Genomic DNA, 16304 nt, shown 5'->3' with positions numbered 1-16304 from the left:
GACCTTGTAGTGGCTTCAAGGTGTTTACTAGACCACAAATCTAGCCAGGAAGCCACCATGCCTAACGCCAGCCACGCCGAAACGCACCGTCACGAGCACGGTAAATCGTGCGCTCACGCCCACCCAGAGCGGGTTCTGAAGGAAACCGATGACCATGAAGATGGTCATGCCGGTCATCAGCCGCATGCTCACGCGCCTGGGGAACACCATGACCATGCGCACGGCGGCGGGAATTGCGGGCACGATCATGAGGCGGATGTCGCCGTTGTGGAGGGGGATGAGCACGCGCATTCCCATGATCACGACGGGGCAGACGGTAAAGGGGCCGGATGCGGGCATGCGCACGGCGAAGCTGAAGGGCATACGCACGATCACGCCCACGGCCATGCGGACGCTCACGAGCATCACCACGCCGGTGGCTGCGGCCATGCGCACGGCCACTCTGACGGCCATAAGCACGCTCACGCACACGCCGAGGGCCACGCTCACGAACACGAACACGATCACGATCACGAGCATAAGCACGCCAGCAGCTGCGACCACGACCACCGGCATGCTGACGGTCACAAGCACGATCACGCACACGCCGGCCATGACGGCCACAGCCACGATCACGCCCACAACCACGCCGACTCCTGCTGCTCCGCCGCCCCCGCCGTCCTGGCCAAGCTCTCCGGTCCCGAAGTGATCGGCGACAACGTGCGCACCTCCATCCGCATCATGCAGATGGATTGCCCGACCGAAGAGGCGCTGATCCGCAAGAAGCTCGGCCGCATGCCATACGTGCGCAGCCTCGACTTCAACCTGATGCAGCGCGTGCTCACCGTCGTGCACACCCCGGAGGCGCTGGGTTCGATCCTGGCAAGCCTGCGCTCGCTCGATTTCGATCCGCAACTGGCGGACGCCGCCGCCCCGCTGGAAAGCGCCCCCGCTGCGCCGCCCAAGCCTTGGTGGCCGCTGGCGCTCGCCGGCGCGGCAGCCGTAGGCTCGGAAGCGGCTAGCTGGCTCGGCGCACCCACGTGGCTCGCGGCGGCGCTGGCAATCGTCGCGGTGCTCTCCTGCGGCCTGACCACCTACAAGAAAGGCTGGCTCGCCATCCGCAACGGCAATCTCAACATCAACGCATTGATGAGCATCGCCGTCACTGGTGCACTGGTCCTGCGTCAATGGCCGGAAGCGGCAATGGTGATGGTCCTGTTCACGATCGCCGAACTGATCGAAGCCAAGTCGCTCGACCGCGCCCGCAATGCGATCAAAGGCCTGATGCAACTGACGCCTGAACAGGCCACGGTCAAGCAACCCGACGGCAACTGGCGCGCCGTCGATATCAAATCGGTCACGCCGGGCAATATCGTGCGCGTGAAACCGGGTGAGCGTATCGGGCTGGACGGAGAGATCGTCAGCGGCCGTTCGAGCGTGAACCAGGCGCCGATCACCGGCGAAAGCCTGCCGGTCGACAAGACCGAGGGCGACGCCGTGTTCGCCGGCACCATCAACCAGGCCGGTTCGTTCGACTATCGCGTGACAGCCGCCGCCAGCAACACCACGCTCGCGCGCATCATCCACGCCGTCGAGGAAGCCCAAGGTTCGAAGGCGCCGACGCAGCGCTTCGTCGACCAGTTCGCCCGCGTCTACACGCCGATCGTATTCGCCGTGGCGTTGGCCGTGGCAGTAGTCCCGCCGCTGCTGTTCGGTGGCGTGTGGCATGACTGGGTCTACAAGGCGCTGGTGATGCTGGTGATCGCCTGCCCGTGTGCGCTGGTAATCTCGACGCCGGTGACGATCGTCAGCGGCCTCGCCGCTGCCGCCCGCCAAGGCATTCTGATCAAGGGTGGCGCGTACCTCGAACAAGGGCGCAAGCTGAAGTGGCTCGCGCTCGACAAGACCGGCACGATCACGCATGGCAAACCGGTGCAGACGGACTTCGAACTGCGCGCGGATCTCGACCTCGCTCGCTGCCGCAGCCTTGCCGCAAGCCTCGCGGGCCGCTCGGACCATCCGGTGTCGCAGGCCGTTGCGAACGCGGCCAAAGCCGACGGCATCGCGACATCGAAGGTCGAGAGCTTCGAAGCGATTCTCGGACGCGGTGTAAGCGGCACCATCGACGGCGTGTCGTATCTGCTCGGCAACCACCGCCTCGTGCACGAACTCGGCCGCTGCTCAGCGGCGCTCGAAGCCAGGCTCGACGCGCTCGAACGCCAGGGCAAGACAGTCGTCATGCTGATGGACGCCGAGCGCGTGCTGGCCCTCTTCGCCGTCGCCGACACGGTGAAAGACAGCAGCCGTGCAGCGATTGCCGATCTGCACAAGCTGGGCGTGCAGACCGCCATGCTGACCGGCGACAACCCGCACACGGCCGAAGCGATCGCGCAGCAAGTCGGTATCGATCAGGCGCGCGGCGACCAGTTGCCGGAGGACAAGCTCAAGGCGGTCGAAGGACTCGCGGCAAATGGCGCGACGGTCGGGATGGTCGGCGATGGCATCAACGATGCCCCAGCACTCGCGCGTGCCGACATCGGTTTCGCGATGGGTGCGATGGGCACCGACACCGCCATCGAAACGGCGGACGTCGCCCTGATGGACGACGATCTGCGCAAGATTCCGCTCTTCATCCGGCTCTCGCAGGCGACGCACTCGGTCCTCGTGCAGAACATTGCGCTGGCGCTGGGCGTGAAGGCGGTGTTTCTGGCGCTCACATTGATGGGCTACGGCACGATGTGGATGGCCGTCTTCGCCGACGCAGGCGCCAGCCTGCTGGTGGTAGGCAATGGCCTGAGACTCCTGCGCAAGTAAGCGTAGCGTAGCGAATCGAGTGGCGCATCGGGTCGATTACAGGTCTGTAGCGAATGGCTCAGCGAGACTGGGCGAAGGAGATTGCCATGGGATTCTGGGGAAAAATGCTGGGCGGCCATCAAGGTGGCGGTCATCACAGAAGCGGACGAAGCAACCACGGCGGCAGTGCTCACCATGCTTCAAGCAATAGTTTGCCGCCGTACCGAAGTAGCCAGCCGCTGCCGGCGAGCGCCATCACCGCAGCCTGTCCGAAGTGCCGCGCGTTCGGTGCGCCCGGCGACCACTTCTGTCAGCAGTGCGGTACCGCGCTGGTTCCGCTCGCGTGCGGCACCTGCCGCTCCGAGGTGCCTATTGGCGCGCGGTTCTGCCAGCAGTGCGGAACGCCTGTGACGGCACTGGGTTAGCAAGCCACACGACAACTCTACACAGCCATAAGACGGGCAGCCTCGTGCTGCCCGTTTCCGTTTACTCGCGCGTTTGTTGGGTAGCTCGCCGCGGGCCGAGCAACGATTGTTCAGTTATTGAGCAGCCTGTGCACGCGCTGTTCAGAATCGGCGCGTGCAACGCTGAACACCTTGAACAGATCCGGCGTGCGGACGGCCCCTCTAGCGCCCACCAGGCCAGCACGGCTCATTCATGGCACGCATTGGCACGCTTCTGGCGTATGCGACGGGCGGCAAGCGGAACAGCGCGCCGGATACCCACCATTCAAACATGTGAGGAGCACACAGATGAATCATGCAGAGATGCAGTTTCTGACCACCGAATTCCCGTACAAAAAGCAGTATGCGAACTTTATCGGCGGTGAATGGGTGAAGCCGGTTGGCGGCGAGTATTTCGACAACGTCTCGCCCATCACAGGTGAGCCGTTCACGTCGATCCCGCGTTCGCGCGAGGCCGATATCGAACTCGCGCTCGATGCCGCGCATCGCGCCAAGGCCGCATGGGGCAAGACCTCCACGACAGAGCGCGCCAATATCCTGAACCGCATTGCGGACCGCATGGAAGCGAATCTGCAACGTATCGCCGTCGCGGAGACGATCGATAACGGCAAGCCGCTACGCGAAACGATGGCGGCGGATATCCCGCTGGCAATCGATCATTTCCGCTATTTCGCGGGTTGCGTGCGCGCCCAGGAAGGTTCGATCTCCGAGATCGACGACGACACCATCGCCTATCACTTCCACGAACCGCTCGGCGTGGTGGGACAGATCATTCCGTGGAACTTCCCGATTCTGATGGCGGTATGGAAGCTCGCGCCGGCTCTCGCTGCCGGCAACTGCGTCGTGCTGAAGCCGGCCGAGCAAACGCCCGCCTCGATCCTCGTGCTGCTCGAACTGATTCAGGATCTGCTTCCCCCCGGCGTGGTCAACGTCGTGAACGGCTTCGGTCTCGAAGCGGGCAAGCCGCTCGCCTCGAACAAGCGCATTGCGAAGATCGCCTTTACCGGTGAAACGACCACCGGCCGCCTGATCATGCAGTACGCGAGCCAGAACATCATTCCGGTGACGCTGGAACTGGGCGGCAAGAGCCCGAACATCTTCTTTGCTGACGTGATGGATCACGACGACAGCTATTTCGACAAGGCGCTCGAAGGCTTTACGATGTTCGCGCTGAATCAGGGTGAAGTCTGCACCTGCCCATCGCGCGTGCTGGTCGACGAGAAGATCTACGACCGCTTCATGGAACGCGCGCTGAAACGCGTCGAAGCCATTACGCAAGGCCATCCGCTCGACAGCAAGACGATGATCGGCGCGCAGGCCTCGCAGGAACAGCTCGAAAAGATTCTCTCGTATATCGATCTCGGCAAGCAGGAAGGCGCGCAATGCCTGATCGGCGGCGAGCGCAACACGCTCGAGGGCGAGCTGAGCAAAGGCTACTACATCAAGCCGACCGTGTTCCGCGGCCACAACAAGATGCGCATTTTCCAGGAAGAAATCTTCGGACCGGTCGTGTCGGTGACAACCTTCAAGAACGAAGACGAAGCGCTGGAAATCGCCAACGACACGCTGTACGGTCTCGGCGCCGGCGTATGGACGCGCGACGGCACGCGCGCCTATCGCATGGGACGCGGCATTCAGGCGGGTCGCGTGTGGACCAACTGCTATCATGCGTATCCGGCGCACGCGGCGTTCGGCGGCTACAAGCAATCGGGCATTGGCCGTGAGAATCACAGGATGATGCTCGATCACTATCAGCAGACCAAGAACCTGCTCGTCAGCTACAGCCAGAAGCCGCTCGGCTTCTTCTGATCCATCCAGACGTTCCTTGCGAGCGGGTCGTGTGGCACGGCTCGCTCTCTTTTTCAGCGCGGAGTGTTTATGGCAGGCAAGGAAGTGGAACGCGTGATCGTGACGCCTGCAGCGGCGGCGTTGATCGGGAAGCTGCAGACCGAGCATGGGCCGGTGCTGTTTCATCAATCGGGAGGATGCTGCGACGGCAGCGCGCCCATGTGTTTTCCGGTGAGCGATTTCATGGTCGGCTCGGCCGATGTGAAACTGGGCACGATTGCGGGTGTGCCGTTTTATATGAGCGAGTCGCAATTCGAGTACTGGCAGCACACGCAATTGATCATTGATGTGGTGCCGGGCAATGGCGGGATGTTTTCGCTGGAACGGCCTACGGGGTTGCGGTTTCTGACACGCTCGCGGCTCTTTGAGGACGATGAGAATGCCTGGCTGGAAACGCATCCGGTTGAGCGGGCCGATGCGTGAATGGGGCTATTTCGGCGGCGCGGTGATGGCGGGTGTTTCCGGCGCCGCTTCAAGCAGCGCGTCGCTATCGTCTTTCAGTCCCACCCCGGTCAGACCGAGACGGCGTGCATGCGTGAGCAGATAGTGCAGCTTGTGCGCCGCTGCCGCGTAACTCAGGCCCTCGGGTCTCACGTTCGAAATGCAGTTGCGCTGCGCATCGCTACAGCCTACTTTAGGCTCATACGTCAGGTAGATGCCGAGACTATCCGGCGAGCTCAACCCTGGACGCTCGCCGATCAGCATGACCACGAGCTTCGCGCGCAGCAGTTCGCCGATCTCATCGCCCAGCGCTACCCGTCCCTGCCGCGCCACCACGACCGGTCCGATTTTCCAATCCGTGAGTTTTGCGCACACCGCCTGCAAAAGCGGAATTGATTGCTTCGAGGCGGCAAACGCCGATAATCCGTCTGCGATCACGAACACCACTTCAGGCGGCTCGATGGCCGCCTGCTCCAGCTCGAGCGCTTCACGGCTGTCGTCGGCCAAACGCCGGCCCAGATCCGGGCGCCGCAAATAATGCTCACGATCCGGCGCCGCGCTATGCACATCGAGCGTCGTGAAGCCGTTGGCGCGTAGCTGCTCGTGCAGCGCCACCACATCCAGCGGGTGATGCACTGCGTCCCGGGCTTGCGCATGCGACAGTTTGAAGGCGAGCAGCGGAGCGGTCGGCAGACTGTTGCCGGCGCGACCCAAGGCAATGCGTGCATTGGTGAACTGCCGCAGCGCGCTCCATGGATTCTTCTCGAGGAAGTCCTTGCTCATGCGATGCCCATCCACTCTCGCGCGCCTTCCAGCAGAGGCTGCTGTGTCACGCCGTTGAGCAGAATGCCGCGCGTGTCGGTGATCTGCATCGACTCCAGCCATTCCTCGAATTCGGGCGCGCGTCTTAGGCCCAGCACGTCGCGCACATACAGGGCGTCGTGGAACGAGGTGCTCTGGTAGTTCAGCATCACGTCGTCCGCACCCGGCACGCCCATGATGAAGTTGATGCCCGCGACGCCTAGCAGCGTCAACAGGTTGTCCATATCGTCCTGATCGGCTTCCGCGTGATTCGTATAGCAGATGTCGCAACCCATTGGCACGCCGAGCAGCTTGCCGCAGAAGTGATCTTCGAGACCGGCGCGCGTGATCTGCTTGCCGTCGTAGAGATACTCCGGGCCGATAAAGCCGACTACCGTATTGACAAGGAACGGATTGAATTTGCGCGCCACCGCATAGGCGCGCACTTCGCAGGTCTGCTGGTCGACGCCATGATACGCATTCGCCGAGAGCGCACTGCCCTGCCCGGTTTCGAAATACATCACGTTGTTGCCGACCGTGCCGCGATTCAGCGACAACGCGGCTTCATACGCTTCCTGCAGCAGCGCGAGCGAAATGCCGAAGCCCGCATTCGCTTTCTCCGTGCCGGCAATCGACTGGAACACCAGGTCCACCGGCGCGCCCTTGCCGATCGCGGCGATCGTGTTGGTCACGTGAGTCAGCACGCACGATTGTGTGGGCACCTGATAGCGCTGCCGGAAGTCGTCGATCATCAGCAGCAGCGTGGTGATCGCAGCGAGGCTGTCCGTGGCGGGGTTGATGCCGATCATCGCGTCGCCGCAGCCGTACATCAGGCCGTCTAACATTGAGGCGGCAATGCCCTTGACGTCATCCGTCGGATGATTCGGTTGCAGGCGCACCGACATATGTCCAGGCAAGCCCACCGTGTTGCGAAAACGTGTGATCACCGGACGCTTGCGCGCCGCGGCGATCAGGTCCTGGTTGCGCATCAGCTTCGAAACCGCGGCGACCATCTCCGGCGTCAGTCCTGCGGTAATACGGGTGAGCGCGGCGGCATCGGTCTCGCTGCTGAGCAACCAGTTACGAAAATCGCCCACCGTCAGATGACTGATTTCGGCGAAAGCGGCAGGGGAATGATCGTCGATCACGAGGCGCGTGACCTCGTCGCTCTCGTACGGAATCAACGCCTCGTTGAGAAAGGTGCGCAGCGGCACTTGCGCGAGCGCCATCTTGGCCGCCACGCGCTCTTCCTCGCTCGCCGCTGCAACACCCGCGAGCTGGTCGCCCGAGCGTAACGGACTCGCCTTCGCCATCAGCGTTTTCAGATCGGCAAACCGGTAGGTCCGGCTGCCGATGATCTCCGTATAGCTCATCTCTACTACTCCGTCGCCGTTGCTCGCGCAGCGGCTTGATGCGTCATTCTTCGAGCAGCGCGTCCGCTGGCGCGACTTCGCGCTGGTGACGCGTCAGCAGGAAGTAAACGTATCCTAGCACCAGAAAAATCGCGAAAATAAAGGCAACCAGAAGGTTGAAGTAGACCATTGTCGCCAGCGAAATCACCGCGGCCACCAGTGCGAACGCCGGAAAGAACGGGAACAGCGGCGCGCGGAACGGCCGCTCCATGTTCGGCTCCGCGCGGCGCAGCTTGAACAGCGCCAGCATGCTGATGATGTACATCACGATAGCCCCAAACACCGACATCGTCACGATGTTCGCGGTCAGCGTCTGGCCGGCGAACTGGATCAGCTCGTCGCTGTAGATCGCCGCAATGCCGATCACGCCGCCGGCAAGAATCGCGCGGTGTGGGGTCTTGAAGCGCGGATGCACCTTGGAGAGCCACTCCGGCAGATAACCGGCACGGGCCAGCGCAAAGATCTGGCGCGAATAACCGAGGATGATGCCGTGAAACGACGCGATCAGTCCGAACAGACCGAGCCACACGAGCATATGCATCCAGCCGCTATGCTCGCCAACAATGTATTTCATGGCTTGCGGCAGCGGGTCGTTGATATTCGAGAGCTTGGTCCAGTCGCCTGCGGCGCCCGCGAACACCATCACACCGACCGCCAGCGCGACGAGCGTCAGGATGCCGGTCACGTAGGCAATCGGAATGGAACGCTTGGGGTTTTTCGCTTCTTCGGCGGCCATCGCCACGCCTTCAATAGCGAGGAAGAACCAGATGGCGAACGGAATCGCGGCGAACATGCCGTGGAACGAGCCCATGCTGAAGGTGTCCGCGCCCGCCCAGCCGCCCTTCGTGAAGTTGGCCCACTGGAAGCCGGGCGACACGACACCCATGAATACCAGCAATTCGAAGATCGCAAGGACCGTGACAAACAGCTCGAACGCCGCTGCAATCTGCACGCCGACAATATTCAGTGCCATAAACACCAGATACGCGCCCATGGCAGCATGCTTCGGTTCGAGTCCGGGGAACTGCACATGCAAATAAGCGCCGATAGCCAGCGCAATGGCCGGCGGTGCGAACACGAATTCAACCAGCGTCGCGGCGCCTGCGATATAGCCGCCCGTCGGGCCGAAGGCGCGGCGCGCGTAGGCAAACGGGCCGCCCGCTTGCGGAATCGAGGTGGTGAGTTCCGTGAAACTAAAGATGAAGGTGGTGTACATCGCGGCAATAAACAGCGCCGTGAAGACGAAGCCAAGCGTGCCCGCGCTCGCCCAACCATAGCTCCAGCCGAAATACTCGCCCGAAATAACGAGCCCGACTGCAATCCCCCACAACTGCCATGTACCGAGCGTCTGCTTCAGCTCGTGATGCGTGACCGTCCCGACGTGCTGGCTTTTCGACTCTGATCTCATTGAGAGCTCCCTGGGTTGGCCGCTTGTTGTGCTGCGCGCCGCAAGGTGCGGGCGTGAGCGGTCAGGTTTCAGGCGATGGTAGTGAGCCATTAATCGAGGCGTTATCGAAAATCGGCAAAGATCGCTGGGTGGGGAGATGTTGCGGGTTTGCCCTTCAGTGAGAGGAGGAGCCTATTGCGGCGCAGCACCGTTTGGGTCGATTTTTTGCTTTAGTGATCTAGCAGCCGTAGAAAAGTCCGCAGGATTTGGTAAAGCCGGACGTGCTAACTTGGCTCCTATACAACGCCTGCTCTCCTTGCCACCGATATGAATGACCTTAGCCAGCGAGCACGCTACGAAGCGCGTTTGAACCGCGTGCTCGACCATATTTACGATCATCTCGACGAGCCGCTCGATATCGACCGGCTCGCGGAGATCGCGTGCTTGTCGCCCTATCACTGGCACCGCATTTACCAGGCGATGTACGGCGAAACGGTGGCCGCGACCGTGCGCAGGTTGCGCTTGCATCGCGCGGCGGGATATCTCGCGAACGGCTCAATGCCGATTGCGCAGATTGCCGAACGCTCGGGGTATAGCAGCTTGCAGTCGTTTTCGAGGACGTTTCGGGCGATGTTCGGCATGCCGCCCGCGCAATATCGCAAGCAGGGCACACATAACCGGTTTCGGCCGGCACGATCAGGAGACGATGAAATGGTGATGCGTGAAGTGGTGATTCGGGACGTGCCGGCCACTCAGGTGGTGACCGTCGATCACGTCGGTTCGTATATGCAGATCGGCAAGGCCTTCGATGCGCTGATGGGGTGGCTGGCTGCGCGAGACCTGCTTTGTCCTGAGATGCGGATGGTCGGCATTTACTATGACGATCCGGGTGTCGTGGCCGAAGCGGCGTTGCGGTCGAAGGCTGGCGTGGTGTTGCCGCATGCGGTTGAGGTGGCGGCGCCGGTTTCTCTGACGCCTCTGCGCGGTGGACGCTACGCGGTATTGCAGCACAAGGGACCGTATGCGGATATGGCCGCGGCTTATCAATGGCTGTATGGGGAATGGCTGGTGCAGTCCGGACACGAGGCGGCGGATGCACCTGCGTTTGAAGAGTATCTGAACAACCCTAAAGACACTGCGCCGTCTGATCTGGTGACGGAGATTTGCTTACCGCTGGCCTGATGCTTTAGGTACGGTTGAGTGCGCGCTTGCCACGCATTTGCGCGGAGCGAATGCTGCAAGCGTGTGCCTTGCTTTTGTTTTTCTCTGTATACATATATATACGTAGTAATAGTTAACAAGGGCAGGTGTTCTCTGTGGATAACTCCAATCTTCATTGCTAGATCAACGCTCTAGGGATTCCATAACCCTTAGGGCGGATCGTGAACAGGCATCCTGAGCCAGGGACAACTTTTGCGGCTCTTGCGAGGGCCGCTGCTTTATCAAAGTTCGGCCCACAGGAAGTTAGGGGCCTTATCCCGTGGTTGTCCAGATGCGGATGTGGATAACTCGCTTCCAGCTACCTGCCCTTCGCTGCTTTCGTCTGTTCCAATGCCGGGGAAATTGCGGCCACGAACGCTTCCGAAACCGGCGGCAGCGTTCTGCCCCGCTTCTTGATGAGCGCAATAGGACGGACGAAGCGCGGATCGTCGATCACGCGCGCGACCACGCTCGATTCCGCGAGAATCTCTCGTGATGAACGCGGCAGGATGGTCAGGCCCAAACCGGCGCGGACCATTGCGACGGCAGTCATCATGTACGTCGGTTCACAGGTGAGGACGGGCGCTACGCCCGCCTGTTCGAACGCGGCGTCGACGACAGCGCGCACGCTCGTGCCCGCCGCGGTCAGCACGAGCGGATGATCCACGAGGCTTTCCAGCGTGATGCGGCGCTTGCGAGCGAGCGGGTGACCGGCCGGACAAACGATACACAGCTTGTCCTCACCGGCATACAGCACTTCGAGCGAGGGATCGACCAGCTCGCCGCCGGTTAGCCCCAGATCCGCCTCCTCGCTACGCACCAGGCGATTGACGACGCTTGCGACCACATCGCGGATATCGAACGCCGCGCCCGGCACCTCGCGTCTGAACTCACGCACAAGATCCGGCAGCAGGCTGGCGGCGAAGGACGGCAAGCAGGCAATGCGCACCGTACCGGTCGAGCCATCGCTCAACGCACGTGCGTCGAGCAGCACGTGCTCCATCTCCCGCAGCGACTTTTGCAGTACCGGCAGCAGTTCCCTTCCCACCGGCGTCAGTGCGACGTTGCGGCTGTTGCGGTCAAAAAGGCGCGCACCCAAGGTCTCCTCGAGCCGGCGAATCTGCACCGTCAAGGCAGGCTGGGACAGGTGCAGACGCACGGCGGCGCGCGTAAAGCTGCCCGCTTCGGCAACGGCGATAAAGGCGCGGATTTCGCGAAGATTCAGATCCATTACGAAGTGTGATTACTGCGATCAAATCATTTCAATTGCTCTATTCATGCATGGAACCTACGCTTGTCGGTACTAAAAGACAAGATCGGAGACATCCACGTGCTGCCACTACTGGGTCTGGCCACCATCGTCGTTCTGCTCGCGGCGATCCTTTCCAAACGCATGTCGCCACTGGTCGCGCTGATCATCGTGCCGATTGCGGCCTCGCTGATCGGCGGCTTCGGGCTGCAAACCAGCAAGTTCGTGATCGACGGGCTGAAGAGCCTCGCGCCCGTGGTCGGTATGTTCGTGTTTGCGATTCTCTATTTCGGCACGATTACCGATGCCGGCACGCTCGATCCGATCATCGACCGCATCCTGCGCACCGTCGGCACCCGGCCGACACGCATTGTCGTGGGCACGACGCTGCTTGCGCTGCTGATCCACCTCGATGGTTCAGGCGCGGTGTGCTTTCTCGTCACCATCCCGGCGATGCTGCCGCTCTACGACCGCCTGAACATGGACCGGCGCGTGCTGGCGGCGGCGGCGTCGATGGCGGCAGGCATCAATTTCCTGCCGTGGACTGGGCCGATGATCCGCGCCTCGGCCTCGCTGCATCTGCCGATTTCCGAGCTATTCAATCCGCTGATTCCGGTGCAGATCATTGGTCTCGTGTTTGTGTTCGGGATGGCTTTCTGGCTCGGACGCCGCGAAGAGAGACGCCTTGGACTCACGGCAGCCGCGGGCAGCGTGCCCATGCCGCAACGCGAACTGAGCGAGGAACAGAAGGCGCTGCGCAGGCCGCGCAACTTCTGGTTCAACATTGTGCTGACCGTGATCGTGTTGGGTTCGATGGTTGTGATGGGCGAGAAAGTCCCGCCTGCGCTCGTTTTCATGGTTGGACTGTGCGTGGCGTTGCTCGTGAACTATCCGAATGTCGAGATGCAGCGCCAGCGGATTGATGCGCATGCGCGCGCGGCGTTGATGATGGCGGGGATTCTGCTCGCGGCCGGGGTTTTTACCGGTGTGATGCAAGGCAGTGGAATGCTCAAGGCGATGGCGCAAACGGCTGTGGGTTTCGTGCCGGCCGCGATGGCCTCGCATATTCCGGTTGTGCTCGGTCTGGTTTCGATGCCGCTCAGCCTGTTGTTCGATCCGGACTCTTTCTACTTCGGTGTCTTGCCTGTGATTGCTGAAGTGGCGGGCCAACTGGGCGTGCCCGCAGTGAAGATCGGCCAGGCGGCGTTGCTGGGCCAGATGACCACCGGCTTTCCGATTAGTCCGTTGACACCCGCGACCTTCCTCGTGTGCGGGTTGACCGGCATCGATCTCGCGGACCATCAGAAGTTCACCTTTCCTCTCCTGTTCGGCGCATCGATTGTGATGACGATCGCCTGTGTCGTGCTGGGTATTTTTCCTCTTTGATCGAGTTGAACTGCAATGAATACAGCGAGTCCTTCTCGGGTTGTCAGGATTGGCGCCGGCGCCGGGTATTCGGGCGACCGCATCGAGCCTGCGGTAGAACTGGCGACGCACGGCGCGCTCGATTATCTCGTGTTCGAATGCCTGGCTGAGCGAACGATTGCGCTGGCGCAGCAGGCTCGACGCATTGATCCTGAGAGTGGGTACGACCCGCTGCTTGAAGCGCGCATGCAGGCGGTGTTGCCGGTTGCAAGGCGTAATGGCGTGCGGATCGTCTCCAATATGGGCGCGGCTAATCCGTTGGCTGCGGCGCGTAAGACGGCTTCGATCGCTAAAGCACTTGGGTTGGGTGGTTTGAAGGTCGCTGCGGTGACCGGTGACGATGTGCTCGATGTGGTGCGGCGCGGTGATTGCCACTTTGAAGAGTCGGGCGAAGCCGTGGCTGGGTTCGACGAGCGCATCGTGAGCGCCAACGCTTATCTTGGCGCTGCGCCGATTGTGGCAGCGCTGGAAGCAGGTGCGGACGTTGTGCTGACCGGACGTGCGGCGGATCCGTCGCTGTTCACCGCGCCGTTGATTCATGAGTTCGGCTGGGGATTTGACGATTGGGACCGGCTTGGGCAAGCGACTGTGGTTGGGCATCTGATGGAGTGCGCCGGGCAGATTACCGGTGGGTACTTTGCTGATCCTGGGTTTAAAGACGTTGCGGGTCTCGCGCGACTGGGGTTTCCGATTGGTGAGGTGTCGGCGGATGGCTCTGTGGTTATCACCAAGGTTGAGCATGCGGGGGGCTTCGTGACGCCTGCGACCTGCAAGGAGCAACTGCTCTATGAGATCCACGACCCGCAGCGCTATCTGCAGCCTGATGTGGTGGCCGATTTTACGCAAGTGAGGATTGTGGAGGAGGGCAAGGATCGTGTGAGGGTTGTGGGTGGGCGCGGTACGCAGCGCACTGCAACGCTTAAGGTTTCGGTGGCTTATGTTGATGGGTATATCGGCGAAGGACAGATTTCTTATGGTGGTCCTGGCGCGGTTGCGCGTGGCCGGTTAGCGCTGGATGTCGTGCGCGAGCGGCTGACGATCATTGGGGTGGATGTGAGTGAACTGCGCTTTGATTTGATGGGTGTGGATTCGCTTTATGGGTCGACCCTTGGTGGCTTCCACGCGGAACCTTATGAAGTTAGGGTTCGTGTGACGGGGAGGACATTGTCCAAAGCAGATGCCGTTCGGATAGGCAATGAAGTGGAAACGCTGTATACCAATGGTCCGGCTGGTGGCGGTGGTGTGAGTAAAAGCACTCGCGAGGTTGTCGCTGTGCAATCGGTATTATTGCCGCGCGATCTGGTGAAGCCCACGTTTGAGATCGTGGAGGTTTGAGATGAAGCTAAGGGAACTCGCGCATTCGCGGACTGGAGATAAGGGCGATACGCTGAATGTGTCGGTGATCTGCTATGACGAGCAGGACTATGCGCATCTGCTTTTGCATGTCACGGCGGAGCGGGTTAAGGCCCATCTGAGCGATGTCGTGCGTGGTGAAGTGATTCGCTATGAGCTGCCGCTGATCGGTGCGATGAATTTTGTTTTGAAAAATGCGCTTGGGGGTGGGGTGACGCGTTCGCTGGCGATTGATGCGCACGGGAAATCGGTTAGTTCGGCGTTGCTGGATCTGGAGATACCGGGGCGGGTTTGATCTCCGATGACACGCACGACAACTGATGCCTGGCCGGCGCATCGGTGTCGAGCGCATAACGCGCGAAGTCGAGTCTCATCTATCTTAAAAGTGCGCGAATAGACCCGAGCGTTGACAGCCGTTTGGCGCTCGATTATTGTCACCTCGCGGGACGGCGGGTCAAGCTTGCCAAGGGCCGGGCAGTCAACGTTCCAGGCACTACGGGGCTACCCCGTGGATCGGCATGATCTCCGCAGTTCGTCGCATGAGCCAGCTTTGCGTCCTACGCAAGAGAGCTCACGCAGCACCAGACGCGTTGACTCGCCGGCCCGCCTCATTTCACGCTATGCGCTTATCTTCCCTGCAACAGATCACCTATGCCATTGCCGACGCCATGCTCGCGGGGCCGGCCGAACCGGATTCGATGGTCGAGCGCATGAGCGCTTCGTTAGGTGTCCGGTTGGATTGGATGCTGGGCTTGGTGCGCGAGGTGGTCAAGCGCTTCGGAGCACGTTGGGATAGCGTCGAAAGTAGCGAAGTGTCGATGGTGGTGGCGAATACACCGGGATTCGTTGCTGCCTGGCGTAGTGACACGCGGCCTTTCGTCGTGCGCCTGCTGCGGCGTCCACCGGTGCAGAAGCTGCCTCCGCCGCGCTTGCGTGAGGTTGCGTTGCCGCAGTTGCCTACGCTCGGTGATTTGGCTGCATGGCTGGAAGTCGAGGCTGGCGAGTTGGATTGGCTTGCAGACCGGTGGCGTGTGCCAGCGCGCGGTGCAGATTCGCCGCTGCACCATTACACATACAAGGCGATCGAGAAGCGCGATGGCCGGTGCCGGTTGATCGAGATTCCGAAGTCGCGCTTGCGGAGTCTGCAGCGCAAGATTCTGCACGGTCTGCTTGAGCGGGTTCCGGTGCACGATTGTGTGCATGGGTTCCGCAAGGGGCGTAACACTGTGACTTATGCCGCGCCGCATGCCGGGAAGGCCGTGGTGGTTCGGTTTGATCTGGCGGATTTTTTTGCGTCGGTTCATGCTCCGCGTGTTCATGCGCTTATGCGGACGTTGGGGTATCCGCTGGAAGTTGCGCGGGCTCTTACTGCACTTTGTACGAATCGGGTTCCCAGTGCGCGTTTGCTGGCTGCGGATGTGCGCGACAGGATGGACTGGCTGGAGCGGCAGCGATATCGGACGCGGCATCTGCCGCAGGGTGCGCCTACGTCGCCGGCGCTGGCTAATCTGTGTGCGTATCGGCTTGATCTGCGGCTTGAGGGGCTGGCGCGTGCGGTTGGGGCGAGTTATACGCGGTATGCGGATGATCTGGCGTTTTCTGGTGGTGAGGATCTGGCGCGGATCATTGAGAGATTTGAAGTTCGGGTGGCTGCTATCGCGCTCGAAGAGGGATTCTCGATTCAGTTGCGCAAGACGCGGGTGATGCGGCGCGGTGCCAGGCAACACCTGGCTGGGGTGGTGGTGAACCGGCATCCGAATCTCGCGCGGAGTGAGTTCGATAGGCTTAAGGCGATTTTGACGAATTGTGTTCGGTATGGGGCTGCTTCGCAGAATCGGGAGGGGCGTGCGGATTTTCGGGCGCATTTGCAGGGGAGGGTTGCGCAGGCGGTTATGTTGAATCCGGTGCGGGGGGCGAAGCTTAAGGTGATTTTTGGGCGGATTGGGTGGGAG

Annotated in this window: 14 protein-coding genes; 9 read left to right on the top strand and 5 right to left on the bottom strand. The window is 61.4% G+C overall.

Annotation, left to right across the window (positions count from 1 at the left end; genetic code table 11):
• Window positions 1–27 precede the first annotated feature (27 nt).
• Window positions 28–627 (bottom strand): hypothetical protein, encoded by a 600-nt coding sequence (locus FFS45_RS42505; protein ID WP_249362977.1) that lies wholly within the window; start codon window positions 625–627, stop codon window positions 28–30.
• Window positions 628–699: 72 nt separating this feature from the next.
• Between FFS45_RS42505 and FFS45_RS29235 the strand changes: the two genes are divergently transcribed.
• From FFS45_RS29235 to FFS45_RS29220, 4 genes are all read left to right on the top strand, one after another.
• Window positions 700–2793, top strand: coding sequence for a heavy metal translocating P-type ATPase (locus FFS45_RS29235; RefSeq protein ID WP_249362976.1), 2094 nt, complete (start codon window positions 700–702; stop codon window positions 2791–2793).
• A 53-nt stretch (window positions 2794–2846) separates the two neighbouring features.
• Window positions 2847–3197: a zinc ribbon domain-containing protein gene (locus FFS45_RS29230; RefSeq protein ID WP_349292331.1), complete on the top strand. Its 351-nt coding sequence runs from the start codon at window positions 2847–2849 to the stop codon at window positions 3195–3197.
• Window positions 3198–3524: 327 nt separating this feature from the next.
• A complete protein-coding gene (adh, locus tag FFS45_RS29225; RefSeq protein WP_137958119.1) occupies window positions 3525–5045 on the top strand; it encodes an aldehyde dehydrogenase in 1521 nt (506 codons plus the stop codon).
• A 69-nt stretch (window positions 5046–5114) separates the two neighbouring features.
• On the top strand, window positions 5115–5507 hold the full coding sequence (locus FFS45_RS29220) for a DUF779 domain-containing protein (RefSeq protein ID WP_137958118.1): 393 nt from the start codon (window positions 5115–5117) through the stop codon (window positions 5505–5507).
• Window positions 5508–5513: 6 nt separating this feature from the next.
• On the opposite strand, the gene eutC is transcribed toward FFS45_RS29220, so the two are convergent.
• Genes eutC through eat form a run of 3 tightly spaced genes read right to left on the bottom strand, consistent with a single transcriptional unit; the run spans window position 5514 to window position 9146 of the window.
• A complete protein-coding gene (gene eutC / locus FFS45_RS29215; protein WP_137958117.1) occupies window positions 5514–6308 on the bottom strand; it encodes an ethanolamine ammonia-lyase subunit EutC in 795 nt (264 codons plus the stop codon).
• Window positions 6305–7699, bottom strand: a complete 1395-nt coding sequence (locus FFS45_RS29210) for an ethanolamine ammonia-lyase subunit EutB (protein WP_137958116.1) — start codon at window positions 7697–7699, stop codon at window positions 6305–6307. The genes eutC and FFS45_RS29210 overlap by 4 nt, the downstream gene beginning before the upstream one ends.
• 43 nt (window positions 7700–7742) lie before the next feature.
• Window positions 7743–9146: an ethanolamine permease gene (gene eat, locus FFS45_RS29205; protein ID WP_137958115.1), complete on the bottom strand. Its 1404-nt coding sequence runs from the start codon at window positions 9144–9146 to the stop codon at window positions 7743–7745.
• A gap of 306 nt (window positions 9147–9452) precedes the next feature.
• Between eat and FFS45_RS29200 the strand changes: the two genes are divergently transcribed.
• On the top strand, window positions 9453–10307 hold the full coding sequence (locus tag FFS45_RS29200; protein ID WP_137958114.1) for an AraC family transcriptional regulator: 855 nt from the start codon (window positions 9453–9455) through the stop codon (window positions 10305–10307).
• 337 nt (window positions 10308–10644) lie between these two features.
• Here the strand turns inward: FFS45_RS29200 and FFS45_RS29195 are convergent, their stop codons facing one another.
• A complete protein-coding gene (locus tag FFS45_RS29195; RefSeq protein WP_137958113.1) occupies window positions 10645–11556 on the bottom strand; it encodes a LysR family transcriptional regulator in 912 nt (303 codons plus the stop codon).
• 99 nt (window positions 11557–11655) lie between these two features.
• Here FFS45_RS29195 and FFS45_RS29190 point away from each other — a divergent pair, with 99 nt between their 5' ends.
• The 4 genes from FFS45_RS29190 to FFS45_RS29175 all read left to right on the top strand — a co-directional run.
• Window positions 11656–12960: a citrate:proton symporter gene (locus FFS45_RS29190; protein ID WP_137958169.1), complete on the top strand. Its 1305-nt coding sequence runs from the start codon at window positions 11656–11658 to the stop codon at window positions 12958–12960.
• Between the two features lie 15 nt (window positions 12961–12975).
• The gene (locus FFS45_RS29185) at window positions 12976–14334 is read left to right on the top strand and encodes an acyclic terpene utilization AtuA family protein (RefSeq protein WP_137958112.1); all 1359 of its coding nucleotides are present in this window, start codon (window positions 12976–12978) and stop codon (window positions 14332–14334) included.
• Window position 14335: 1 nt separating this feature from the next.
• Entirely contained in the window at window positions 14336–14647 is a 312-nt protein-coding gene (locus tag FFS45_RS29180; RefSeq protein ID WP_137958111.1) for a hypothetical protein, read from the top strand.
• 325 nt (window positions 14648–14972) lie between these two features.
• A partial coding sequence (locus FFS45_RS29175; RefSeq protein ID WP_137958168.1) for a reverse transcriptase family protein occupies window positions 14973–16304 on the top strand: 1332 nt, incomplete at its 3' end.

It is taken from the genome of Burkholderia sp. 4M9327F10, assembly GCF_005503145.1.
In the GTDB taxonomy this organism is placed as follows: Bacteria; Pseudomonadota; Gammaproteobacteria; order Burkholderiales; family Burkholderiaceae; genus Paraburkholderia.
This window is presented reverse-complemented; position numbering and strand designations above follow the sequence as displayed.